This is a genomic window from Bradyrhizobium sp. USDA 4461 (assembly GCF_054055655.1).
The window spans coordinates 6,788,615-6,810,253 of record NZ_JBSRXM010000001.1 but is presented as its reverse complement, the minus strand read 5'-3'; the positions used below and the strand labels follow the sequence as shown (position 1 = coordinate 6,810,253).

Here is a 21,639-nt window from a genome sequence, read left to right as displayed (position 1 = left end):
GCCGCAAGTTTCGGCGCCGAGCCGCTTGCGTTAGGCTATAATGCCGCAGGCAAAGCGACTGATCCGGTAAAAGCCAGAGATGACTTCCATTGATTCTGCTGTGATCGTTCTTGCCGTGATCGCTCTGTTTGCGGCTTTTGTGAACGGTGCGTTGGGTTACGGGTTTTCCTCGCTTACCGTGCCGGTCGCGCTTGTCTTCTACACCAACCGCGTGCTCAACCCCGCGGTTGTCATCGTCGAAGTCTTCGTCAACCTGTATGTTCTGTGCATCAATCTGAGCGGCGTGCCGGCGGTGTGGCGGCGCGTGCTGCCGATCCTGATCGGGCTGTTGCCGGGCATCGCCATCGGCGCCTTTACGCTGACATCGCTGCAACCCGGCTGGACCAAATTCGCCACCTACTCGATCATTCTGCCGCTGATCCTGTTGCAGGCAGCCGGTTGGCGAAGGCCGATCCAGTCGAAATGGCTGGTCGGTCTGCCCTTTGGAACGACGCTCGGCATCCTGTACTCGGTCACGACCATCTCGGGACCGCCGCTCGCGATCCTGTTCAACAATCAGGGCCTCGTCAAAGATGAGTTCCGCGCCGGGCTCGCGCTGGTCCGGGTGGCGGAATCCAGTTTGACCGCGATCGCGTACTACAAGCTCGGCCTTTTCATCGACGAGAGCCGCAGCATCCTGTTCGTGCTGGTTCCCTGCGTTGTCGTCGGCATCCCGCTCGGCGCCTGGCTGATCCGGCGGCTGGATGCCGAGACGTTTCGCCGGATCTGCATGAGCTTCGATGCCTGGGTCGTGGGATTTGGCCTGTCGCGCGTCTTGATCGAAGTGAAGCTGATCGACAGCCCGTGGGCCTACAGCGTGATGGTCGGCACGATCCTGATCGACGTCTGCTTGCTCTATGTCTTTTTCACCGCGCGGCGCGGCACCGCGCAGGGTTCGCACGCGCTGGCTTCGCTGCGATCCGGCAACCGGAGCGGTCCGAGCTGACGGCGCGTCAACCTGCCAGCAGGCGCCGGCAGGTTTCGACAAACACTTGCGCTCCTGTGACGATGTCGGCGTCGGCTGTGTTCTCGCTCCAATGATGGCTGATGCCGCCGATCGACGGCACGAACAGCATCGCCGCCGGCATGATGGTGGCGAGCACCTGGGCGTCATGGCCGGCGCCGCTCGGCATCCGGATCGATTTGCCGCCGACGCAGGCCGCGCTCGCGGCCTCGATCGCATCCTGGAAGGCGGGCGTCATCATCGCGGGCACGCCGGTACGGATGCGCTCGACCTTCACGCTGCAACGCCCCTGTGCGGTGACCTCATCCGCCATGCGACGCAGGTGCGCTTCGAGACGTGCGATCACCTCGGGATTGTCGTCGCGGATCTGGAACAACATCTCGGCGCCGCCGGGGATGACGCTCGGTGCGCCCGGATCCAGCGTGATGCGGCCAGTGGTCCACACCGTGCGCGGGCCGCACAGGGCAGGGAAGCTGTCGTCGATCGCGACGCAGAACCGCGCCAGCGCAAGTCCCGCATCCCTGCGCACCGCCATCCGCGTGGTGCCGGCGTGGTTCTGCTCGCCAATGAAGGTGATGCGATACTGCCAGATGCCGACGATCGAGGTGACGATCCCGATCTTGAGTCCGCTGCTCTCCAACGTGTCGCCTTGCTCGATATGGGCTTCGAGATAGCCGATATGGCGGCCAGCCTCGGCGGTGAGGCGCGGGCGGCCGGCGAAGCCGGCATCCTGCAATGCCTGTCGCATGGTGCGACCATCGGAGCGGTCGCGCGCGGCGTCGATGTCGGCTTCGGTGACGGCGCCGGCAAATGAGCGGCTGCCGAGGAAACTGCCGAAATGCCCTTCCTCATCGCACCACGAAGCGACCTCGACCGCGCCGCGAATCTCCGGATCGGGATTGATGACGCGCGCGGCTTCCAGCGCGTAGATCACGCCGAGCGGCCCATCCAGCCAACCCGCATGATTCTGGCTCTCCAGATGCGAGCCGGCCAGTAGCTTCGGTCCCGGCTTTGCGCTGGTGCCGAGCAAATTGCCGATGCCGTCGATCGTCGCCGTGAGGCCCGCGTCGGGCAGGCGGCCGGCGAGCCAGTCGAGCGAGCGCAGATGCGGCTCGGAGAAGGTCGGCTTGTGCACGCCGGTCTTGTAGGCGCCGATCGCACGCAGCGCGTTGAGATCGGCGAGCACACGCTTGCCGTCGAAGCGATCGTTGGGGCCTGGCATGAAAGGACTCCGGATTAGCGTCTTGAATACGTCTTGGCGCCGCAATCCCGTCTTGATGCCGTCGCGGTTGGATGCGACGGAACAATCAGGGTGAACGATTTCTTAGCGGTTCTGCTCTTAGGTCGCAGTACGACTGTCGCAGTACGAATAGCGTGTGAGTGTGATCATGTCTGCATTCCGGAACTGGGCCCGCAAGGCCGCCGTGTTGTTTCTTCCGATCGCGCTCGGCGCCTGCGCGCAGGTTGCGCAGCAATACAGCATGACCACGCCGGCGCCTGGAAGCGGTCCGCTGGCCTGGGATGGCGCGGGACATGATCCGAATCAACCGCAGCCGCGGCGTCATGCGCGCAACGTGTCACCTGCCGTGCCCGAGGCGCAGCTGTCGGATGCGGAGGCTGACGATCGGCTCGCGCGCAAGCTCGTGATCTGCAGCACCTGCATCAAGCAGACACCGGCCGTGGCGGCGGTGCAGCCGACCAATCGCCAGGACGTCGCCAGCAATCACTAACGGCCGGTGCCGAGCGTGCTGCCGCGGGCCGGCCTGCAGGCCTTAGTTAGGCCACGAAGTCGGTTGATGCGCAGGCCCATGTCGATCCGCAGATTCATTGTTCCCGCCGTCGTCCTCGCGCTCGCCGCCACCATCCTGATCCACGTCGGCGGTTCACGAGCCCATGCCCATGTGCCGCTGCATTGCGGCTTCTGGACCTCGATCGAGGCCGGTCTGTCCTGCAGATAGGCTCTTCAGGGCCAATCCGGGAAAAGCGTGTCTCGACGCTTGCCCGCCCGGCCAATCGCCACTATACGTTCGCCCGTCGCGGCCGTTGACGGCTGCGGCCAATCCGGCCCATCTCACGTCTAACGTATTGATTTGCCGGGAGTTTTGCTCCCTTCGTCTATCGGTTAGGACGCCACCCTTTCACGGTGGAGAGAGCGGTTCGATTCCGCTAGGGAGCGCCATCACGCGCCAAACCGAAATTCCCGCCAATGCAATGACCGTCCTTGGGCGGACTGCCCTGTCGTGCCTTCTGAACGGTGTGAACAACGCCGCGATCCCTGCAATCCGCCGCGATTTCGCAACCCTTTGGTAAGCCACCGGCGCTAGGCGTGTGCCCGGGGATGATGTGAATGGCGTTAGGGTCCAAGAAGCGCGACGTGCGCAAATCGCTGCGGCAGTCCGGCTGGATCACGCTCGACGGCGGATTCGCGGCGCGCCCTTGCGTGATCGAGGACATGTCCGCGTCGGGCGCGAAAATCACCGTCCAGGACAACAACACGCTGCCGGCCAAGCTGCGGCTGGCGTTCTCGCGCGATGCCCGCACCGGACGCGCCTGCGAGGTGGTGTGGCGCGAAGGCAAGACGTTCGGCGTCAAATTCGTGCGCTAGCCTCAAAAGGCTGTGCAGGATAGAAGGCCGGATGCGCAAAGCCTGCCTCGCCATCGCCGTCCTGCTTCCCGTTGCCGCATTGGCGCAGCAGGGCGACCGCCGGAACTTCCAGGCGCCGCCCGACGCCGGGAAAACCTTGCCGTCGAAATCGATGACGCGGAGCAATCCCTGCGCGTCGTACGGACCGGGCTTCGTCAAGGTCGAGGGCACCGACACCTGCGTGAAGCTCGGCGGCGGCATCAGTGTCGAAGGCGGCACGATGTCCAGCGGGCGCTGAGCGGCCTGCCGGCCGCGCTCACGACATCGGCGGCGCGACGATTTGCACGAAGGCGGGCCGCTGCGCGATCTCGCCGAACCAACGTTCGAGATGGGGCAGCCTCGGTTTGGTGATACCCTCGACGCCGAACCAGCGCCGCGCAAAGGCGCCGAGCGCGACGTCGGCGATGGTGAACTGATCGCCCTCGATGAAGCGGCGGGTTGCGAGCTGCGCCTCGGCGACACGCCACACCATGCCCTCGGCATCGGCGGCCTGCTGGAGCTGAACCATGTCGCGCTGCTCCGGCGGGGTGCGCACCAGCCCCCAGAACACCGGACGGTCGACCGGTTGCAGCGTCGACAGCGTCCAGTCGAGCCAGCGGTCGACGGCGGCGCGTGCCTTCGGCGCCTGCGGATAGATCGGAGAGTGCTGGCCATAGGCCATGCAGAGATAACGCATCATCGAATTGGATTCCCACAGCACATAGTCGCCGTCGACCAGGGTCGGAACGCGCCCGTTCGGATTCATCGCGAGATAATCGGGCTGATCATTCTTGCCGAACTGCATGCCGGCGTCGATGCGCTGATAGGACAGGTCGAGCTCGGCGAGACACCAGAGCACCTTCTGCACATTGACCGAATTGGCCCGGCCCCAGATCGTCAGTTGCGGCTTGCTGTCCATCACGCGTTTCTTCCCGCTGTTGTGCTTTGGGCGCGTTCTTAGCCGAAGCCTCAGGGAAAAGCGCGGGGCGAATTGCACCGAGAACAAAAAAGGAGGCTCCGCCGCATTGCGGCAGGCCTCCTCGATGTCGATGCGTCAAAGCTCCGTCAGTGACCGAACAACAACCACAGCACGATGATTACCGGAATCGGCACACCCAACAGCCAAAGCAAAATTCCTCGTCCCATCTCCGTTGCCTCCTCGCATTCCTCTTGTGGGGAGGCAACGTCAATGGTCGCGTCACGTTCCTAACGATCGCCCCGCGCATTGCCGCGGGAAAGCGAGCAGGAACGAAGCGCGCGGACGCGGAGTTTACCAGTGACCGGTATTGGGCATCGAGGCCCATGGTTCGGCCGGCGCCTTCGGATCGCCCTTCTGCAGGATCTCGATCGAGTGCAGGTCGGGCGAACGCACGAATGCCATGTTGCCGTCGCGCGGCGGACGATTGATGGTGACACCCATCTTCATCAGCCTCTCGCAGGTCGCGTAGATGTCGTCGACCTCATAGGCGAGGTGGCCGAAATAGCGGTCCTCGCCGTATTTCTCCTCGTCCCAATTGTAGGTCAATTCCACCAGCGGCGCGCCGCGGGTTTGCGGCAGCGACTTCAGCAGATGCAGGTCCTCCTCCGCGCAGAGAAACACCAGCGTGAAGCGGGCCTTGTCATTGTCGATGCGACGCACTTCCTTCAGCCCCAGCGCGTCTTGATAGAATTTCATCGCGACATCGAGATTGCGGACGCGCAGCATGGTGTGCAGATAGCGCATTTTTTATCCTCCTGAGAGATTCAGAGATTTTCTTTGGGCTCGGGCGAGACGGGCCAAGAATTAGCAGCAAAATGCGACACAGGGCAGGGACTTTGCGCGGCACGCGATATGAGAAAGCCCCGCCCGGGAAAAATCCGGGACAGGGCTTTCGTAGTCGAGCCTTGGAGGCTGCGCCTCTATCTCATCGAATGACGGTCATGGCCAATCAAGGACGCGCGAGGTTGGACGTTCTCTAAAAATCGAACCCCACGGGGGGGCAGGTTCCCGGGCCCGGAAATAGAAAGCCCCGCAGGCTGGATGCGGGGCTTTCCCAGCTGACGGACTGGGGATCTCTCAGGGCGTGAGCCGTCAACTGTTGGGGACCAAACTTAAGGTTGAATTCGTAAAATGCAACAGCGCCGCGTAGACGGAATATCTTCGTCCCACAGCGCTGTGCCGGATGCTGGGCCCTGAAATCCCCAGCGCGAATAAGTCTTCGGGGCGGGCAAAAAGTTCAACGACGTCGCATGGGATACGCGGTGCCAAGCCCGCAAGGGCGCCTATCGCCACCCCGGTCTTGATGTGCGTCTTGATATCTCGTCTTGATATCTCGCGATCAATTCGGCTTCGGCCCCTTGGTACCGGTTTTTGGGGCGTCGGTCGCGCCACCCGCCGTGCCCTTGGTCTCGGACTCATTGGCCCGTTTCGTATCCATGCCCGTGGTGTCCATCGAGCCCCGCGGCGTGGCTCCATTGGTATTTTCAGGCCGCTCCATGCCGCTTTGCGGGGCGGGGCCCGTATTCTGGGCAAAGGCCGGGCTGCAGATCAGGGTGAGGAGCATGATGATGATCGGCTTGTACATGGATGTCTCCTGGCGTTACCAGGATGACCGGCACGCGGTCGAGTGGTTCCTCTCGATCGCATCGACCGGAGTGGGGCGAGCCGCGGCCTCCGGTGCACTCGGCGCGGCGGTTGCCGTCGCCGCCCCCTCACACCTTGATGTCGAGAATGGTTTCGATGGCGTCGCGGTCGGCCTTGTTCTTGGCGGCGAACACGTCGAGCACATCCTCGCTGATGACACGCGGCTGCTGCTTCGCCGTCTGATCGACGACGAGCTGCACCCGGGCTTGCGTCACTTCGGCAGGTACGGGGTAAATGAGCATGGCTCGCTCCCTCCGGCAGCCGACCTTGTCAGGGCTTTCTTAACGATTTGTGAGCGCCCGGACCGGCGCTTTTGGTCCGAATCGGGACTCCAGCGGCATCGACCCGCTCGCCTGCGGCCAGGCTTGGCGCCATACTGCCGCTTTCGGGACCGGCGGCGCGATCGATGAGGAATGGGCTCTATTCGATCCACATCCACATGACGGACGGAGTCCGGGGCCGCGACAGCGGTGTCTTGATCCTGCGCGACGGGTTGCTGATCGGCGGCGGACCGTATTTCTGGTCGATCGGCGCCTACACGGTCGGCGAGGGGACCTGGAAGGGGCACCTCAGCACCAACCAGCACACGCCGTTACCTGACCCGTTCACGCGGCCGCTGTTCGCAGGCCACGAGGTGACGAGCGGCTTCTCCGGCACCTTCAGCGGCGACCAGGCCGAGGTGTTCGGCACCGTGCTGGTTGGAACCCGCAGCCTGGGCTTCCAGGCAACCCTGAAACGGCTGGCGGACGCCTGATCGGCGCGAGGCCTGTGGACGGGTGCGCAGCAAGTGTCGAAGCCCCTTGCACAAATCGGCCGGGTGCTGCGGTGGATTTGCTGCGGACAAGCAGGGGATATTCTGTGGACTCGCGGTGTGCGGCCGATCGAGCCATCATTACCGGGCCACCGCTAACCCTACCGGGTTAGGTTAAGGGCAACATCGCGTTGCCACCACCTGCGATTGCGCTAGGGATGATTGCAGGTGACCGCCATGATGCCATCGTTCCATAGCGCTGACCGACCAACCCACCGGCGTGTCATGGTGGTGGGTCTGCTGTTCTGCGCGGCCTTCGTGGTGATCAGCTTCTGGCTGCGGCCGCAGCCCGAGGGTGGCAAGGTGCTCGTCAAGGCGGATCGGCTGGTCCGTACCGCGGGAGAGGCGCGCAAGGCGAACTGACGAGACGAACTGCAAGGCCCGCCGGCGCTCAGTCCGGCAGCTTCCCGTTCGGGTGCTTGTGATACATCGCGATGCCGATGAAACCGGCAAAGCCCATCACATTCAGCAGCAGTTCCATCCACGCCGGCATCGATGCCAACCTCGCTTGTGCAAAAGCTAATCTCTCAGGTTGTGTTTTTGTTCCGGCGCTAACCGATGGTAGCTTTGCGCAATCGCATGGCTGCGGAACCGGAGCACTGCCCGCACCGGGCCTGGTTGCAACCATCCCATCGCCCCCGCGTTAGCTTCACGAACTTGAGTGAGGAGGTTGCGATGAAAAAGACATTGGCAGTCCTGGCGACGGTTGCGACGGTTGGTGCAACGATGGTCAGCGCGCCGGCACAGGCACGCGGCATCGGTCCAGGCCTGGCTTTCGGTCTGGCCGCCGGCGCACTCGCCGCGGGCGCGGCTGGCGCATATTACGGCCCTCATTATTACTACGGGCCCGGCTACGGCTACTATGGCCCGCGATACGGCTATTACGATGACGGATACGCCTACTACCGCGGTCCGTACTATCGGCACCACTACTACCGCCATTACTGGTAATGGCGACGAGCCCGGAGCACATCGCTCCGGGCTTTCTCAACTGCGCCTCATGATGTGATGGCGAGGACGCCCGCATTGACCATGAGCGGGCAAGGACGCCATCAGGCGCGCTTGCGGTGCAATCCGCTCCAGACAGTGCCGAGCGTGTTGTCGTAATATTCCTGGCGGTCACGTTCGAACTTCTGCTGCGTCGCCCGGAAGCTTGCAATGCGTGCGACGATCTCCTCGCGCTCGCGCGCGACGCGCTCTTCCAAATCCGTCATTGCCCATCCTCGTCGTCGTGGTCCTATCCCGGCGCGCATTGGCGTCGGTGAATCGGGCGTCAATGCGGAGCAGGCCGTGCAGGAATGTGATGATGCTGAGGCGGCGGGGCGGGGCCTGGTCAACCGCGTCGCGGTCGGGCTCGCAACCGGCCCGACCGTGCTATAGTCGCTGTGGCCAACCGGATCGTTTGCAGTGATCGCGAAAGACTTGCGCAGCGGCGTCGAGCTGCTCGGCAACATGATTGCCGAGGCATCATCGATCGTGCCCTTCACCGGGGCGGGCATCTCGACCGAGTGCGGCATCCCCGACTTCCGCTCGCCCGGCGGGCTGTGGACCCGCAACCGGCCGATCCCGTTCGACGAGTTCGTCGCCAGCCAGGAGGCGCGGGACGAATCGTGGCGTCGCCGCTTCGCGATGGAACCGACGTTCGCGGCGGCTAAGCCCGGTCGCGGGCATCGCGCGCTCGCCTCGCTCTACCGGGCCGGCAAGGTTCCCGGCATCATCACGCAGAACATCGACAACCTGCATCAGGCCTCGGGCTTCAAGGCCGACGACGTCATCGAGCTGCACGGCAACACGACCTATGCCCGCTGCATCGGTTGCAGCAAGGACTACGACCTGTCGTGGGTGAAGCAGCACTTCGACAAGACCGGTGGGGCGCCCGACTGCGCGGAGTGCGGCGATCCGGTGAAGACCGCGACGATCTCGTTCGGGCAGTCGATGCCGGAGGATGCGATGCGCCGCGCCGCGGAACTCGCCCGGCAGTGCGATCTGTTTCTGGCGATCGGGTCATCGCTGGTGGTGTGGCCCGCCGCGGGCTTTCCGATGATGGCGAAGGAGAGCGGCGCGCGGCTCGTGATCATCAACAACGAGCCGACCGATCAGGACGACATCGCCGATCTGGTGATCCGCCACGACATCGGCGACGCGCTTGGTCCTTTCGTAGGCAATTGATGCCCGATTGATTCGCGGGCTGTGCAAGCCTGTTCATAGTTCCCGCAAGAATCGTTTTTTAGCTATGCCCGGCAAGCGGGAGTGTTATCTTTTGATCGAGAGATTCGCGCAGCGTCCAGGTGAGTTGTCCAAGTGAGTTGGTCACGGAGAGCAGCGCGTACAGGATGCGCCGCAACGTCGGCGATCTGCATTTTGATGTGTGGGGTCCGGGGTCATGGGGTCGGACGGATTTGAGTCCAAGAAGCTCGGCGGACCGCCGATCGGCGGAGTTGGGCAAAGTCGGATTGCACAAGGCGAGTATGGCAGCGCGCCGCGCGATCCGGCGATGGATGCCTTCTCCGGTCTCGGCGACGCCGCGGCCAATCTGGTCGAAGTCTCCGGCGTCATCAAATGGTTCGACGCTTCGAAGGGATACGGCTTCATCGTCCCCGACAATGGCTGGCCCGACATCCTGCTGCACGTGACGGTGCTGCGGCGCGATGGCTATCAGACCGCCTATGAGGGTGCGCGCCTCGTCGTCGAATGCGTGCAGCGCGCCAAGGGCTACCAGGCCTTCCGCATCGTCTCGATGGACGAGTCGACCGCGATCCACCCGGCGCAGATGCTGCCGCCGCGCACCCACGTCACGGTGACCGCGACCAGCGGGCTCGAGCGCGCGCAGGTCAAGTGGTTCAACCGGCTGCGCGGCTTCGGCTTCGTGACTTGCGGCGAGGGCACGCCCGACATCTTCGTGCATATGGAGACGCTGCGTCGCTTCGGCATGACCGAGCTGCGCCCCGGCCAGTATGTGCTGGTGCGGTTCGGGCCCGGCTCCAAGGGCATGATGGCCGCCGAGATCCACCCCGAGACCGGCCCGTCGGCGCTGTCGTCGCACTGAGCCCATCAGCCGCCTCCTGACGGAAACGTGAGCCGCTGGCGAGGCCTCTCGGCTCTGGCATTTGCCGCAATCATCGGGTTAGGGTCCGCCGGAAATTCTTCCCCGGTTGCGAGTATTTGTCGATGAATTCCGTTCGTAGTGTTGGTCGGCTGTCGCTGATGGCCTGCCTCGTCATCATGGCCGGCGTGCTGCTGGCCCCGGCCGCGCAGGCCGCCAGCGTCCAGCCGCTCGAGATCGTCACCAAGTCGGGCGTGCATGTCTTCTCGGTCGAGATGGCGACCACCGAGCAGGAGAAGGAGACCGGCCTGATGTACCGGAAGGAGCTCGCGGACGGCAAAGGCATGCTGTTCGACTTCTCGCCGGAGCAGGAGGTGTCGATGTGGATGAAGAACACCTACATCTCGCTCGACATGATCTTCATCCGCGCCGACGGGCGTATCCTGCGGATTGCCGAGAATACCGAGCCGCTGTCGACCAAGATCATTCCGTCGCGGGGCCTCGCCAAGGGCGTCCTCGAGGTGATTGCCGGCACCGCGCAGAAATACGGCATCCAGCCCGGTGACCGGGTCGGCCATCCGCTGTTCGGCGGCCACTAGCGTTTTGACGCGATTTCGGCACGGAAACCGATGCCGGTTTCGGCCGCAGCAAGCGCGCACCGGCGCCTTGCTGGCGCCGGCTGAAGCGTGTATCCACGGGGCTTCTCGGAAATGTCGGGGTATAGCGCAGCCTGGTAGCGCGGCAGTTTTGGGTACTGCAGGTCGTTGGTTCGAATCCAGCTGCCCCGACCATCCCATCCCGAGGCTTCATCGCACACTGTACCGTGGCCGGTCGCGCGAGACCGGGCGGACATAGCTTTGATCGAGATCATCCGGACCGACGCAACAACGCCGCCCGGACGGAATATGTTCGCCCAGGCGGCGCCGTCGAATACTGGGCCCTGAAATCCCCAGTGCCAATGAGTCGTCCGGACAGCGGATAGGTTCAATATTGCGCCGCCTCGCCGCAGCCTGCAGCGGGAGGTCAACCGCTGAGAACGCGGCCGGATGTGGCTTGCCGATCATGCGCGCGTGCTGGCAGGGTGGTTGGGCCTGACAAGACCAATCCGCGAGGAGGCACCATGGCGCACAGACTGATCGATATCTCCGTTCCCCTGCAGAACGACGTTCCGGCCGATCCGCCCGGCAATCACCCGACCATTCAGTATATCGACCACCAGCAGGGGCTGCCGCGCATGCTGCAATTCTTCGATGGATTGAAGGCGGCCGATTTGCCTGACGGGCAGGGCTGGGCGGTCGAGCAGGTCTCGCTCTCGACCCACAACGGCACCCATCTCGATGCGCCCTGGCATTTCCATCCGACCATGAACCGTGGCGAGCGGTCCTGGACCATCGACGAGGTGCCGCTGGAATGGTGCTTCCAGCCGGGCGTGAAGCTCGACTTCCGGCATCTGCCTGACGGTTACGTCGCGACCGCGGGCGATGTCGAAGCCGAGCTGAAGCGCATCGGTCACACCCTGTCGCCGCTCGAGATCGTCGTCGTCAACACCAGCGCCGGCGCGAAATATGGCCAGCCCGATTACGTCAATTCGGGCTGCGGCATGGGCTATGAGGCGACGATGTATCTGCTCGAGCGCGGCGTGCGCCTGACCGGCATCGACGGCTGGAGCTGGGACGCGCCGTTCGTTTTCACCGCGAAGCGTTATGCAGAGACAAAGGACGCCAGCCTGATCTGGGAAGGCCACAAGGCCGGGCGGCACATCGGCTACTGCCATATCGAGAAGCTGCACAACCTCGAGCAGCTGCCCTCGACCGGGTTCACGGTGTCGTGCTTCCCGGTGAAGATCGAGCGCGCCTCGGCCGGGTGGACGAGGGCGGTCGCGATCCTCGACGGCTGACCGCGGCGGGCGTTCCTGAACAGGCCCGGGAACCGGTGGACAGACTGTTCATTCCGCTCGATTGTTGCGGGATGGCTACAGCCTAAGGCAGATCAATCTGCTCTGATGCACGTCGTAGATGCATTGAGTGATTGGGCCGGCGGCTCGTCCTCGCGTCCCGATTTTCTGAAGCGTTCTCTCCCGTGACTAGAGCCCCGGCGCGTCTCCCGGGGCTCTCTCTTGCGTGCCACCGTCAAGCCGGGCCACAAACGAAATCAGGTGCGCCGAGACCGACGCACCTGCTTGATATCGTCAATATCGCTCGCGGTTGTTACCAACGGCAAACGCGAACACCACGCGGGGTCCACCAGCAGCGGGGACCGACGTAACCGCCGTAGTAGCCATAGCCACGGCCATAATATCCGCGACCATAGCCCCACCCGCGGCCGCGACCCCAGTAGCCGCGCCCGCGCCATTGCGCTTGCGCAGACGACGTGGTGGCGCCGACCAGGATGGCAGAGGTGCTTGCGACATAGACGAACAACAAAGCGACTGCTGCAAGGCAACGAGTCAGGATATTGTAGCGTTTAGTCATTCCAGAGATCTCCAGTCACTTCCAAACATCAGAACCGATGCTGGCTGTCTCGCTTAGACGCGCGAGACCGGCATTCGGTTCTTACGCGGCAAGACAATATTTTCACCAAGGTTCTTGCGGATTTTGCGGACACTATTGAGGTCGATACATGAGGTCAAGTTACGGTCCCATTTGCAGATATGATCCGGCCGCGGCGTTCATCTTGCCGTTCATCTGCCGTTCATTCTGTTCATCATGATCTGCATGATCTGCGTTGATTTGATCGTTGGCCGCAGAGTCGAAATTCGAAGACCTCGAGAAAAGTGTATCGGTAACTTGATGTCGACACGATCGTGCGTTCCGAGCATCCAGTAAGTCGCCCGCCGAAGAGTATCCATGCCGAAGCAACACACCTATGTCCTTGGTCTCAACGTCTACGACCATGACGTGAGCGCCTGCCTGCTGCGTGACGGCGCGATCGCCTACGCGATCTCCAAGGAGCGCATCACCCGCGAGAAGCACGCTTCCGGCTTCTACAAGGAGGTCGTCGATTACTGCCTGTCCGCCGAGGGCATCACGCTCGACGACGTCGATCTCGTGGTGCGCAACAGCTACATCCTGCCGGTGCCCGAGCTGGAGGAGCGGATGCTCCACCAGGACATGCCGGGCTTCCTGCCGATCGCCGAGCGCAATGAGGCAATGAAGCATCCGCTGTTTCGTTCCAAGTCCGACAAGGTGGTATCGATCTCGCATCACCTCGCGCATGCCTACAGCGCATTCGCGGTGTCGCCGTTTAAGGACGGTGTCGTGATGATCGTCGACGGCGTCGGCAACTACCAGGCCGACGCGATGGAGTCCTATCCGCAGGACGGCGCATCGCCGCTCGCCCGCGAGTCCGAGAGCTACTACAGGTTTGACGACACCAGGCTGGAATGCCTGAAGAAGGTCTTCATGGAGCCGGCGCGCGGTCTGCTGTCGGACGAGTTCTACAACATGCCGGGCCTGGGGGCGCTGTACAGCCGGGTCTCGACCTACGTGTTCGGCGACTGGAACAAGTGCGGCGAGCTGATGGGGCTTGCGCCCTATGGTCGTCGCGAGCAGGTCGGCCATCTCCTCGAGATGAAGGACGGCAGGCTGCACGTGCCGTTCTGGGGCGACGACAACCGGCAACCCTTCGTGCTCGACGGCGGCAGGTGGGACCAGAGTCCTGCGATGCGGCACTGGGAGGACATCGCCTGGCGGGTGCAGGACGACACCGAGAACGTGCTGCTGGCGCGGGCGCGCTGGCTGCGCGAGACCACCGGTGCGAAGAACCTCTGCATCGCCGGCGGCGTCGCGCTGAACTGCGTGGCCAACGGGCGTATCGCGCGCGAAGCAGGCTTCGAGAATATCTGGATCCAGCCCGCCGCCGGCGACGACGGCATTGCGATCGGCTGCGCCTATTACGGCTGGCTGGAAATCCTCAAGCAACGCCGGTCGTTCGTGATGGACCACGCCTATGTCGGCCGGCGCTACAGCGACGCCGAGGTCGCGGCCGCGCTGCAAAGCTTCCTGGTGCGCATCCAGGTCGACGCCAAGCGAAGCGACAACATCTGCCGCGATACCGCGAAGCTGCTTGCCGACCAGCGCGTGATCGGCTGGTTCCAGGACCGTTCCGAATTCGGCCCGCGCGCGCTCGGCAATCGCAGCCTGATCGCCGATCCGCGCAAGGCCGAGATGAAGGACATCCTCAACAGCCGCGTCAAGCATCGGCAGGCGTTCCGGCCGTTCGCCCCGATCGTGCTGGCCGAGCGCATGCGGGAGATTTTCGAGGGCGAGGAGGACTCGCCCTACATGCTGATCGCAAAGCCGGTGCGGCCGGAATGGCGCGACAAGATCCCGGCGATCGTGCATGTCGACGGCTCGGCGCGGGTGCAGAGCGTGCGCGAACAGACCAACCCGACGCTTTACCGTCTGCTGAAGGAGTTCGAGGCGCTGACCGGCGTACCGGTGCTGATCAACACGTCGTTCAACGTCAAGGGCGAGCCGATCGTCGAAACGCCCGAGGATGCCGTGAGCTGCTTCCTCACCACCGGGATCGACAACCTCGTGCTGCACGACACGCTGGTGTCGAAGACCGCGATGCACAAGGTCGTTGCGCCGGTCATGACTACGTTCGGCGATGTCACGAGCATCGTTGCCGCGACCGCCGCGCCTGATCCGAGCCGCGCAGGCTGATCGGGTTGCTCCCAGTGAGGTTGTCATAGCGGTTGTCTTGGCGGCGATCGAGGATCAGGCGGGCGCGGATGGCGCGATGCCGCGCCCCAGCGCGAACTGGCCGACCGGTCCCTCGATGTGGAAGTCGAGCCCGGTCATTTTCGCGAACAGATCGATATTGACGGTGCCGATCGCACAGCCGCCGAGGCCCAAATCCGTCGCCACCAGATACAGCGTCTGGGTCAGGACGCCGACGTCCTTCAGGATCAGCGCATAAGCGATGGCGCTGTACTTCCAGGAGATCCGGCCGAAGCGCGCGGCGATCGTGATCAGGATCTGAGGCCGAGACGATGCATCCATGGCGAAGGCCGCGCTTTGCATCACGGCCTCGACGTATTGCGGGCGGACGTCGATGGCGGCCAACGCGTGCGCATCGGCGTCGTAATGATAGAGGCCCGGCGTCAAGCCATCGCAATTGGCGACGGCGAGATAGAGCTCAAGCTCGTAGGCGCTGCCTGCTGCGGGATACGGCCTGCTGGTGTATTCGATCTCGGGCCCGTCGTCGGCAAACTCGAGCGGGCTGCTCCATTTCGCCCGGACCCGCGCGACACTGTTCAGGAATGCCGCAAGCTCGGCCAGCGTGATCGGTTTGCGATCGTCGAAATCGCGCGTCGAGCGTCTGTCATGCAGCAGCTGTTCGAGCGCGGAGGCGGTGCAATCGGAGTCCGGCAGCTTGATGGTCTTGCCAGGCCAGGCCGGCCGGATCGCGGGAAGCGGCGCGATCAGCCCGGTGTGCGGATAAAGGCCTCCCAGCGGATTGGCCTGCCGGCCTTCCGTGCTGCGGGTGTGGAACAGCAGATCGTGGAAATCCCACAGCACCAGGCCGTCGTCGCCTTCGGCCTGCCGCAGGGTATCGCGGTCGGTCGCGTCGGCCTCGACGAGGATGTGACAATCCAGCAGGAGCGCGAGCAGGGCTGATCCCGGATAGCCGTCTTGACGCCGGATCTGGCTGATCCTGTGCGGGGTGGCGAGGGTCGCGAGCAGGGCCGCAATCCCCGCGTCACGAATCCTGAACAGCGCGCCGGCCCGCGGGGATTCCAGTACCATCTCTGCGCCGCGTCGCCGCATATAGGCAAAGCGCGACAGCACCACCGTTGTCGCGTCAGTGAGCTTCGGCGTCCGCGGCCAATAATCCGGAAGCTGCGGTTCGATCACCGCCAGATCGTCGTTGGCGCGTGCGCCCGCGAGGCGAAATTCAATCAGGCCGCGGCGCGCCAATTGCCGGAGCAGGCGCTCGATGTCGCGCTCGACCGCATCGCCGTCGGGCGCAGCGGCAGATAGCGGCATCCCGGTCGGCAGCTGCTGTGCACGCTTTATTGCTGCGGCGCTGAACGTCCCCAGCGGCTCCGAATAATCGTCGAAATGCGCCGCCATGCTGCCATCGGCCTGCGCCTGCAACACGACGCGCGGGTTGAGCCGGGCGAAAAGGGTCGGCGGCGTGCCCCGCGATGTCTTGTTCTCGTTCGTTTTCCTGGGCGCAGGCACGCCGGTATCACCTCAGCTATGCGGGAGGAACGGCGTCAACTCGCTCTCGAGCGACGGGTGATCGCGCAGTCCCAGCTTGACCGGTACGTCGTAGAGCCGTCCCGGTCCAAAGCGGCGATAGAAATGGCGCAGGCCCGGGACGATGACCCGGACCACCGGCACTTCGACGTCCGGCCGGGTCTGATCGAGCACGAGGAAGTCCATGCCGGCGCGCGCGGCGATCTCGACACAGGCATCGGCTTGCGCGCGCGCATTGTCGAGCGGTACGTTCGCCGCCGGGGCGGGGGGCACGATCGGGTTGGGGTCCGGAATCAAGAACGGATGGTCCTCGAGCCGCAGCGGATTGATACCATCCAGGCTCGGCTTCTCGCCGCTGCCGCCGCCCATCAGTCCGATCGACAGGAACTGGTTCAGCTCCGTCAGCGACCGCAGCAACGCGATGCGCGGGTCGAAGTGCGAGCCGGAGCCGAACTCGATATTCTCTTGTCCGTTCTGCATCCAGTGCACGATGGCAACATAGGTCGGGATGGCGAGATCGCTGGTGATGTCGAGCACCCAGAGCTTGCGGCCGGATGCCTCGAGCTGCGATTTGAGGTCGCGGACATACGCATCGTCGAACTGGTCGAGGTCGACCTCTGCCCGCCGCGATCGGTTGTACCACCAGATCGCGTAGGCATCGCGCTCCATCAATTCAAGGAAGCCTTGTGTGATCGCTTCCTCGCGGGTGTTGCCGGCCGCGCAGCCGTTGGAATCGGCAGCGAAGGCGGCCGGGCCCTGGTAGAAGAAATACAGCAGGCTGGTCGGAATCTGGCGGAAACGCTTGTCGCGCAGCGACCAGACCGGGCTCCACTCGATCCGCTGCGACGGATCGAACGGTTCCGGCGCCGGCTGGGTGGGATGGGAGTCGTTATGGTTGTGCACGGCACGGGTGCGGTACTGCTCGTCGCTGAACAGCAGGATGTCGTTGGGAGGGATTGCGTCGCCTGAGGCAAAGTCGGTGAAGCGCTTGCGCGCCCGGATCTCATCGCCCTGGAAGATTCCCGAATATCGCTCGATCGCCTCCATCAGTGCGCTGGCCTCGCCTTGCTCGGCGGTGCTGCCCTTGCCGAAGCTGCCGCCGCTCAATCCCGCGCGGAGCTGATCGACGTTCTGCGCCGGCGCGGAGAAATTATGCTGGGCGTAGAAATTGGTGTTCATCGGCAGATCGACCTCGATCCGCTCCAGCCGCGTCACCACGCCGGTCAGCGGGCTGACATGCTTCCTGAACCGCGCCACCGTGGCGCGTGACGACACCGCACGATAACCGCCGCTGGTCATGATGAGCTTGGCGCCCGGTCCCAATTCAACCGGCTGCGGCGCGCGCCGCGGGTTTTGCAGTTTCTTGCTGCCGCAGGTAGGGCATTGCGGTCGCGCCGCCACATAGTGCCTGGCGATCGTCGAGCCCAGCAGGTCGAGACTGACGATGTGGTTGCGCAGATCGGTGCGGAAGCCGCTGGCGATCGCCTTGGCGATCTCAACCGCGGCGAGCTGGATGGCGCTCTGTCCAACCGGATGCTGCGCGAGCGGAGAGACCGCGACCGGCCGCGCCGCGCCGCGATCGAGGAAGCCCTTGACCTCGCGGTTGCGGATCATCCGGTCGAACAGGCAGGTCCAGCACGCGGTCTGCCCCGGATTGAACACGGGACCGACCAGCGGAAACACGCCGGACGGCTGCACCAGCAACCAGGGCGATCCGTCAGAGACATGCTGCAAATTGCGCTCGGCAAGCCGCCGATCGAGGTAGTCGTTCACCAGCGTGACCGTGAGGTCGGGCGATGTCTTGACGACGCGGACGCCCAGCTCCTGGAGTGCCTTGCTCAATTCGACCGCGCCCTTGACGTCGATCGCCTCGAGTCGAACCCGGCAATTGTGCAGGTTCTGCTCGGCGATCGCCTCGGGAAGGCCGAGGCTCGCCCAAAGCCCGGCAATAGCGTTGGCGTGACCGGGCGGCTTTGAGATCACATACCGGCGATCACAGAGCCGCTTGATGGCTTCATTGATCTTGTCAGATGGAAACTTCCGCCCGAGTTCGGCGGTGAGCCTGGCGACACTACAGCCATTCGCACCGATCGCGGACGCCAGCGCGCAGTAGAGCTCGCCATGGAGGAAGAACTTTCGGTCTTCGGAATAGAGGCAGACAACGTCCGGAGGCAGCACATAGGCTGTGAAATTCGGAGCGAACTGCAGAACGTCCTTGTTGGCGCGCGGGGTGGATTTTCCTGGCAAAGAACCGTTCCTGTGCAGCTTGCGGGGAGACTATTGAATAGGAGACGAGCCGTGAAGCGGGGGCGTCGCGCCGGCCGCGACAACGTTCGCGCGGGGACCCGCAACGAGCCGGGCAACGATACGGCGACAAGATGAATTGACAACATGAATTGGCCGGGCCGACGTGTGTCGGACCCGGCCATGACGATCGATGCATGCCAATGCGATGCTGTCTCGACTAGCAGAGGCGGCAGGCGCCCCACGACAGGCAGCAGCCACCGCCGCAACCACCGCAGCCGCCGCAGCGGCAGCCACGGCAACCGCGACAGCCACGGCAACCCCGGCAGCCGCCACATCCGCGCCATGCGACCTGCACGCCGGCTCCGGCGTCTTCCTTGTCGAACAGATGGAACGTCGCCAGGCTGACGTCGGCGATTTCCTCGTCGCCGAGTGTGATGGCCTGCGTCGGTCCGTATTTTTGGGTCTGCGGCATGTCTGCTGCCGGCACGGTCGATGCCGATGCAGCTCCCACCAGCGAGAAGGTCAATCCGGCTGCGCCCAACGCGGGCACGGCGGCCTTGGCCACACGCTTGCCAGTCACACGCTTGCCAGTCACACGCTTGCTCTTGGGGGCTTGCTTCACTCGTGGCATACTCGCATCCTCCATTCTTGACGTGTTTTCGAATTCAACTCTCGCGCAGTTGTACAATCCGTCGCAGTTGCATGCAAGACGCGCTGCGCACACACACTCGCGAGGCGGCTAGCGAGTATCAAGTGTTGTCGTTCATCTTCGTTCCTAGGTTCATCTTGATGAACACGATTATTGGTCGGCGCGTGCGGCCGGACACGATCGTTAACACTTCAGGACTCTCCATGCTGCATTGCGATCACGCCGGCGCCCAAGCGAGGAGCAGCCATGTCGGGTGATGGCGCGCGCTTCGCGTGGTACGAGCTGCTCACCACGGACGTTGGTGGCGCGAGTGCCTTCTACGGCAGCGTGCTCGGCTGGGTCACGAAGGATGCGTCGACGACGGCGCTTCCTTACAGGTTGTTCATGTCGGGCGAGCTTCCCCGCAGCGGCCTGATGGAGTTGCCGGAGGAGGGCAGACGCAAGGGCGCGACCCCGCGATGGATCGGCTATGTCGGTGTCGACGACGTCGATGTAGCCGTCCGCCGCATGCAGGAACTCGGCGGTGCCGTCTATGTGCCGCCGACCGCCACCAATATCGGCCGCGTTGCCATCGTCGCCGATCCGCAGCGAGCGACGTTCGGATTGCTGAGCGGATCGAATGTCGCCTGGTCGGCTGCTGACGGGCTCGATGCCGTCGGGCGTGTCGGCTGGCACGAGTTGCTCGCGGACGACTGGCGCAAGGCGTTCGGCTTCTACAGCGTGGTTTTCGGCTGGCGGGCGGCCGATGGCGGCAACGCCCCCGACGAGACCTATCAAATGTTCTCGGCCGGCGGGCTCACCGTCGGCGGAATCTTCAACAAGCGTCCGCTCGAGCCGATCGCGTTCTGGCTCTACTATTTCAACGTCGACGACCTCGACGCCGCCATCATGCGGGTCAACGCCGGCGGCGGACAGGTCTATGAAGGGCCGCTGGAACTACCGAGCGGGAGCTGGATCGTCCGCTGCCTCGATCCGCAGGGCGCCACTTTTGCCCTGGAGGGACCGCGCAAGCCCGACAGTATCGCGAAGGCGCCGGCGGCGGAGTACCGCTGGACCACCAGCTATGATGCATTCACGTCGAAGGGCCGATGGCGGAGCGACCAGCCTGCCGGCAGGGGACGCCCGCCTGGCAGCAAGTGAGGCGGATCGTCAGCCTGCCTTCGCCGGTGCCGCCGGTTTCGGCGCCGGCGGCTTGATCGGCTTGTCCTGCCGCTTCGACCACGAGATGTAATAGGCCACGATCGTCATGATCGCGATGCCGGAGATGCTGACGAAGATCTGCGCGAACAGCGAGCCCGAGCTCATCGAGAGCTCGAAATGCCCGACAAAGGACAGGAACACGCCGACGCAGAACACCGCGAGCGACTGCTGGCCGCAGACGATCAAGGGATCGAACACCTTCCACTCCAGCGCCGACCAGTCCTTCGGAATGAAGCGGATCACCAGCACCGTGATCACCACGAAGTGCAGGAAGCGATAGGGCGCGAGGTTGGTCTTGTCGTTCGGGTTGAACGCCGAATACAGCCAGTCCGGGAACTGGGCGCCGAATTCCGGGAAGCGTCCGGCCATGGTCATGACCAGCGCGAAGAGCAGATAGGCGATGCAGAACCACAGCGTGTAGCGCGAATTGATGATGTGCATGTTGGCGCGCGCGCCGCCCATCGCGCACCACGAGCCGAACACGAACAGCACCTGCCAGGCGAACGGATTGAAGTACCAGGTCCCGGCCGGGTAGGCCGGCAGGTTCCAGCCCATGTGGCGCGACACCAGCCACAGCGCGAGCGAGGCCAGCATGGTCCAGTTCGGCTGCCGCAGCATGATCCACAGCACCGGCGGGAACAGGCCCATCAGCACGATGTAGAGCGGCAGCACGTCGAGATTGACCGGCTTGAACTTCAGGAACAGGCCCTGGCGCAACGTCTCGGTGGCGTTGTCGACGAGGCCGGCGACGTTGAACTCGTTGATGATCTCGGAATCGCCGAAGCGCAGCGCCAGATAGCTGATCGAGGCGATGTAGATCACGAACAGGATGATGTGGGCGACGTAGAGCTGCCAGACCCGCTTGGTCAGCCGGGTTGCGCCGACGATGAAGCCGCGCTCCAGCATCATGCGGGCATAGACGAAGGACGCGGTGTAGCCGGAGATGAAGACGAACAGGTCCGCGGCGTCGCTGAAGCCGTAATTCCGCGTCGTGATCCAGTTCACGATATTGTCGGGGATGTGATCGAGATAGATCGCCCAGTTCGCGATCCCGCGGAACAGGTCGAGCCGGAGGTCACGTCCTTTGTCGGGCAGGTGAGCGTGGATTTCCATGGGGCGCGCCGCTTCTTCGAGGTGATGCTGTCGAGAAGGCCGTGCTGTAACAATCTGGCGGCGGACCCAAGGGAGCTCAAGAGAAGCCGCTCGGGGCCAGATTGTCACAGCGCGGTAG

Annotated in this window: 24 protein-coding genes and 2 tRNA genes; 16 read left to right on the top strand and 10 right to left on the bottom strand. The window is 63.9% G+C overall.

Annotation, left to right across the window (positions count from 1 at the left end; all coding sequences use genetic code 11):
- The first annotated feature begins 79 nt into the window (after window positions 1–79).
- Entirely contained in the window at window positions 80–985 is a 906-nt protein-coding gene (locus ACVINW_RS32120) for a sulfite exporter TauE/SafE family protein (protein WP_456754972.1), read from the top strand.
- Between the two features lie 7 nt (window positions 986–992).
- Here the strand turns inward: ACVINW_RS32120 and ACVINW_RS32115 are convergent, their stop codons facing one another.
- Window positions 993–2,225, bottom strand: a complete 1,233-nt coding sequence (locus tag ACVINW_RS32115) for a hydantoinase/carbamoylase family amidase (RefSeq protein ID WP_456754971.1) — start codon at window positions 2,223–2,225, stop codon at window positions 993–995.
- Between the two features lie 166 nt (window positions 2,226–2,391).
- On the opposite strand from ACVINW_RS32115, the gene ACVINW_RS32110 reads away from it, so the two are divergent.
- From ACVINW_RS32110 to ACVINW_RS32090, 5 genes are all read left to right on the top strand, one after another.
- Entirely contained in the window at window positions 2,392–2,733 is a 342-nt protein-coding gene (locus ACVINW_RS32110) for a hypothetical protein (RefSeq protein WP_456754970.1), read from the top strand.
- A 78-nt stretch (window positions 2,734–2,811) separates the two neighbouring features.
- On the top strand, window positions 2,812–2,961 hold the full coding sequence (locus ACVINW_RS32105) for a hypothetical protein (RefSeq protein ID WP_456754969.1): 150 nt from the start codon (window positions 2,812–2,814) through the stop codon (window positions 2,959–2,961).
- Between the two features lie 146 nt (window positions 2,962–3,107).
- A tRNA-Glu gene (locus tag ACVINW_RS32100) sits at window positions 3,108–3,182 on the top strand.
- Window positions 3,183–3,350: 168 nt separating this feature from the next.
- Window positions 3,351–3,608: a PilZ domain-containing protein gene (locus ACVINW_RS32095; protein ID WP_456754968.1), complete on the top strand. Its 258-nt coding sequence runs from the start codon at window positions 3,351–3,353 to the stop codon at window positions 3,606–3,608.
- 31 nt (window positions 3,609–3,639) lie between these two features.
- A complete protein-coding gene (locus ACVINW_RS32090) occupies window positions 3,640–3,885 on the top strand; it encodes a hypothetical protein (protein ID WP_456754967.1) in 246 nt (81 codons plus the stop codon).
- An 18-nt stretch (window positions 3,886–3,903) separates the two neighbouring features.
- Here ACVINW_RS32090 and ACVINW_RS32085 read toward each other — a convergent pair whose 3' ends face one another.
- The 4 genes from ACVINW_RS32085 to ACVINW_RS32070 all read right to left on the bottom strand — a co-directional run bounded on the left by ACVINW_RS32085 (window position 3,904) and on the right by ACVINW_RS32070 (window position 6,491).
- Complete coding sequence (locus tag ACVINW_RS32085; RefSeq protein WP_456756551.1) at window positions 3,904–4,545, bottom strand: glutathione S-transferase family protein; 642 nt, start codon at window positions 4,543–4,545, stop codon at window positions 3,904–3,906.
- A gap of 351 nt (window positions 4,546–4,896) precedes the next feature.
- Window positions 4,897–5,349, bottom strand: a complete 453-nt coding sequence (locus ACVINW_RS32080; RefSeq protein ID WP_456754966.1) for a VOC family protein — start codon at window positions 5,347–5,349, stop codon at window positions 4,897–4,899.
- A 595-nt stretch (window positions 5,350–5,944) separates the two neighbouring features.
- Window positions 5,945–6,190: a hypothetical protein gene (locus tag ACVINW_RS32075; protein WP_456754965.1), complete on the bottom strand. Its 246-nt coding sequence runs from the start codon at window positions 6,188–6,190 to the stop codon at window positions 5,945–5,947.
- Window positions 6,191–6,317: 127 nt separating this feature from the next.
- Window positions 6,318–6,491: a hypothetical protein gene (locus ACVINW_RS32070; RefSeq protein WP_456754964.1), complete on the bottom strand. Its 174-nt coding sequence runs from the start codon at window positions 6,489–6,491 to the stop codon at window positions 6,318–6,320.
- A gap of 164 nt (window positions 6,492–6,655) precedes the next feature.
- On the opposite strand from ACVINW_RS32070, the gene ACVINW_RS32065 reads away from it, so the two are divergent.
- The 3 genes from ACVINW_RS32065 to ACVINW_RS32055 all read left to right on the top strand — a co-directional run bounded on the left by ACVINW_RS32065 (window position 6,656) and on the right by ACVINW_RS32055 (window position 8,011).
- The gene (locus tag ACVINW_RS32065) at window positions 6,656–7,003 is read left to right on the top strand and encodes a GrlR family regulatory protein (protein WP_456754963.1); all 348 of its coding nucleotides are present in this window, start codon (window positions 6,656–6,658) and stop codon (window positions 7,001–7,003) included.
- Between the two features lie 234 nt (window positions 7,004–7,237).
- Window positions 7,238–7,423 carry a hypothetical protein gene (locus ACVINW_RS32060; protein ID WP_456756550.1) on the top strand — a complete coding sequence of 62 codons (186 nt, stop codon included), beginning with the start codon at window positions 7,238–7,240 and terminating at the stop codon, window positions 7,421–7,423.
- Between the two features lie 312 nt (window positions 7,424–7,735).
- On the top strand, window positions 7,736–8,011 hold the full coding sequence (locus tag ACVINW_RS32055) for a hypothetical protein (protein WP_456754962.1): 276 nt from the start codon (window positions 7,736–7,738) through the stop codon (window positions 8,009–8,011).
- Between the two features lie 101 nt (window positions 8,012–8,112).
- On the opposite strand, the gene ACVINW_RS32050 is transcribed toward ACVINW_RS32055, so the two are convergent.
- Window positions 8,113–8,274: a hypothetical protein gene (locus ACVINW_RS32050; protein WP_456754961.1), complete on the bottom strand. Its 162-nt coding sequence runs from the start codon at window positions 8,272–8,274 to the stop codon at window positions 8,113–8,115.
- Between the two features lie 193 nt (window positions 8,275–8,467).
- On the opposite strand from ACVINW_RS32050, the gene ACVINW_RS32045 reads away from it, so the two are divergent.
- The 6 genes from ACVINW_RS32045 (at window position 8,468) to ACVINW_RS32020 (ending at window position 14,770) form a co-directional block, all read left to right on the top strand.
- Window positions 8,468–9,229: an SIR2 family NAD-dependent protein deacylase gene (locus tag ACVINW_RS32045; RefSeq protein WP_456754960.1), complete on the top strand. Its 762-nt coding sequence runs from the start codon at window positions 8,468–8,470 to the stop codon at window positions 9,227–9,229.
- 214 nt (window positions 9,230–9,443) lie between these two features.
- Window positions 9,444–10,106, top strand: coding sequence for a cold-shock protein (locus ACVINW_RS32040; protein ID WP_095734425.1), 663 nt, complete (start codon window positions 9,444–9,446; stop codon window positions 10,104–10,106).
- Between the two features lie 158 nt (window positions 10,107–10,264).
- Window positions 10,265–10,702 (top strand): DUF192 domain-containing protein, encoded by a 438-nt coding sequence (locus ACVINW_RS32035; RefSeq protein WP_456756549.1) that lies wholly within the window; start codon window positions 10,265–10,267, stop codon window positions 10,700–10,702.
- A gap of 115 nt (window positions 10,703–10,817) precedes the next feature.
- Window positions 10,818–10,894: transfer RNA gene (locus ACVINW_RS32030), tRNA-Pro, on the top strand.
- Between the two features lie 329 nt (window positions 10,895–11,223).
- On the top strand, window positions 11,224–12,000 hold the full coding sequence (locus tag ACVINW_RS32025) for a cyclase family protein (protein ID WP_456754959.1): 777 nt from the start codon (window positions 11,224–11,226) through the stop codon (window positions 11,998–12,000).
- 949 nt (window positions 12,001–12,949) lie between these two features.
- On the top strand, window positions 12,950–14,770 hold the full coding sequence (locus ACVINW_RS32020) for a carbamoyltransferase family protein (protein WP_456754958.1): 1,821 nt from the start codon (window positions 12,950–12,952) through the stop codon (window positions 14,768–14,770).
- 54 nt (window positions 14,771–14,824) lie between these two features.
- On the opposite strand, the gene ACVINW_RS32015 is transcribed toward ACVINW_RS32020, so the two are convergent.
- From ACVINW_RS32015 to ACVINW_RS32005, 3 genes are all read right to left on the bottom strand, one after another.
- Entirely contained in the window at window positions 14,825–16,294 is a 1,470-nt protein-coding gene (locus ACVINW_RS32015) for a SagB/ThcOx family dehydrogenase (RefSeq protein ID WP_456754957.1), read from the bottom strand.
- A gap of 12 nt (window positions 16,295–16,306) precedes the next feature.
- A complete protein-coding gene (locus ACVINW_RS32010; protein WP_456754956.1) occupies window positions 16,307–18,559 on the bottom strand; it encodes a TOMM precursor leader peptide-binding protein in 2,253 nt (750 codons plus the stop codon).
- A gap of 217 nt (window positions 18,560–18,776) precedes the next feature.
- Window positions 18,777–19,154, bottom strand: coding sequence for a hypothetical protein (locus tag ACVINW_RS32005; protein WP_456754955.1), 378 nt, complete (start codon window positions 19,152–19,154; stop codon window positions 18,777–18,779).
- Window positions 19,155–19,454: 300 nt separating this feature from the next.
- Between ACVINW_RS32005 and ACVINW_RS32000 the strand changes: the two genes are divergently transcribed.
- A complete protein-coding gene (locus ACVINW_RS32000) occupies window positions 19,455–20,348 on the top strand; it encodes a VOC family protein (RefSeq protein WP_456754954.1) in 894 nt (297 codons plus the stop codon).
- Between the two features lie 9 nt (window positions 20,349–20,357).
- Here ACVINW_RS32000 and ACVINW_RS31995 read toward each other — a convergent pair whose 3' ends face one another.
- Window positions 20,358–21,521, bottom strand: coding sequence for an OpgC domain-containing protein (locus ACVINW_RS31995; RefSeq protein ID WP_456754953.1), 1,164 nt, complete (start codon window positions 21,519–21,521; stop codon window positions 20,358–20,360).
- Window positions 21,522–21,639: the final 118 nt, after the last annotated feature.

Bases quoted from the DNA above. Each gene is read 5' to 3' on its own strand.
- ACVINW_RS32060 (WP_456756550.1), top strand. From the start codon at position 7,238: ATGATGCCATCGTTCCATAGCGCTGACCGACCAACCCACCGGCGTGTC.
- ACVINW_RS32020 (WP_456754958.1), top strand. From the start codon at position 12,950: ATGCCGAAGCAACACACCTATGTCCTTGGTCTCAACGTCTACGACCAT.
- ACVINW_RS32080 (WP_456754966.1), bottom strand. From the start codon at position 5,349: ATGCGCTATCTGCACACCATGCTGCGCGTCCGCAATCTCGATGTCGCG.
- ACVINW_RS32040 (WP_095734425.1), top strand. From the start codon at position 9,444: ATGGGGTCGGACGGATTTGAGTCCAAGAAGCTCGGCGGACCGCCGATC.
- ACVINW_RS32070 (WP_456754964.1), bottom strand. From the start codon at position 6,491: ATGCTCATTTACCCCGTACCTGCCGAAGTGACGCAAGCCCGGGTGCAG.
- ACVINW_RS32000 (WP_456754954.1), top strand. From the start codon at position 19,455: ATGTCGGGTGATGGCGCGCGCTTCGCGTGGTACGAGCTGCTCACCACG.
- ACVINW_RS32120 (WP_456754972.1), top strand. From the start codon at position 80: ATGACTTCCATTGATTCTGCTGTGATCGTTCTTGCCGTGATCGCTCTG.
- ACVINW_RS32035 (WP_456756549.1), top strand. From the start codon at position 10,265: ATGGCCTGCCTCGTCATCATGGCCGGCGTGCTGCTGGCCCCGGCCGCG.
- ACVINW_RS32105 (WP_456754969.1), top strand. From the start codon at position 2,812: ATGTCGATCCGCAGATTCATTGTTCCCGCCGTCGTCCTCGCGCTCGCC.
- ACVINW_RS32095 (WP_456754968.1), top strand. From the start codon at position 3,351: ATGGCGTTAGGGTCCAAGAAGCGCGACGTGCGCAAATCGCTGCGGCAG.
- ACVINW_RS32075 (WP_456754965.1), bottom strand. From the start codon at position 6,190: ATGTACAAGCCGATCATCATCATGCTCCTCACCCTGATCTGCAGCCCG.
- ACVINW_RS32025 (WP_456754959.1), top strand. From the start codon at position 11,224: ATGGCGCACAGACTGATCGATATCTCCGTTCCCCTGCAGAACGACGTT.
- ACVINW_RS32065 (WP_456754963.1), top strand. From the start codon at position 6,656: ATGAGGAATGGGCTCTATTCGATCCACATCCACATGACGGACGGAGTC.
- ACVINW_RS32055 (WP_456754962.1), top strand. From the start codon at position 7,736: ATGAAAAAGACATTGGCAGTCCTGGCGACGGTTGCGACGGTTGGTGCA.
- ACVINW_RS32090 (WP_456754967.1), top strand. From the start codon at position 3,640: ATGCGCAAAGCCTGCCTCGCCATCGCCGTCCTGCTTCCCGTTGCCGCA.
- ACVINW_RS31995 (WP_456754953.1), bottom strand. From the start codon at position 21,521: ATGGAAATCCACGCTCACCTGCCCGACAAAGGACGTGACCTCCGGCTC.
- ACVINW_RS32115 (WP_456754971.1), bottom strand. From the start codon at position 2,225: ATGCCAGGCCCCAACGATCGCTTCGACGGCAAGCGTGTGCTCGCCGAT.
- ACVINW_RS32110 (WP_456754970.1), top strand. From the start codon at position 2,392: ATGTCTGCATTCCGGAACTGGGCCCGCAAGGCCGCCGTGTTGTTTCTT.
- ACVINW_RS32050 (WP_456754961.1), bottom strand. From the start codon at position 8,274: ATGACGGATTTGGAAGAGCGCGTCGCGCGCGAGCGCGAGGAGATCGTC.
- ACVINW_RS32085 (WP_456756551.1), bottom strand. From the start codon at position 4,545: ATGGACAGCAAGCCGCAACTGACGATCTGGGGCCGGGCCAATTCGGTC.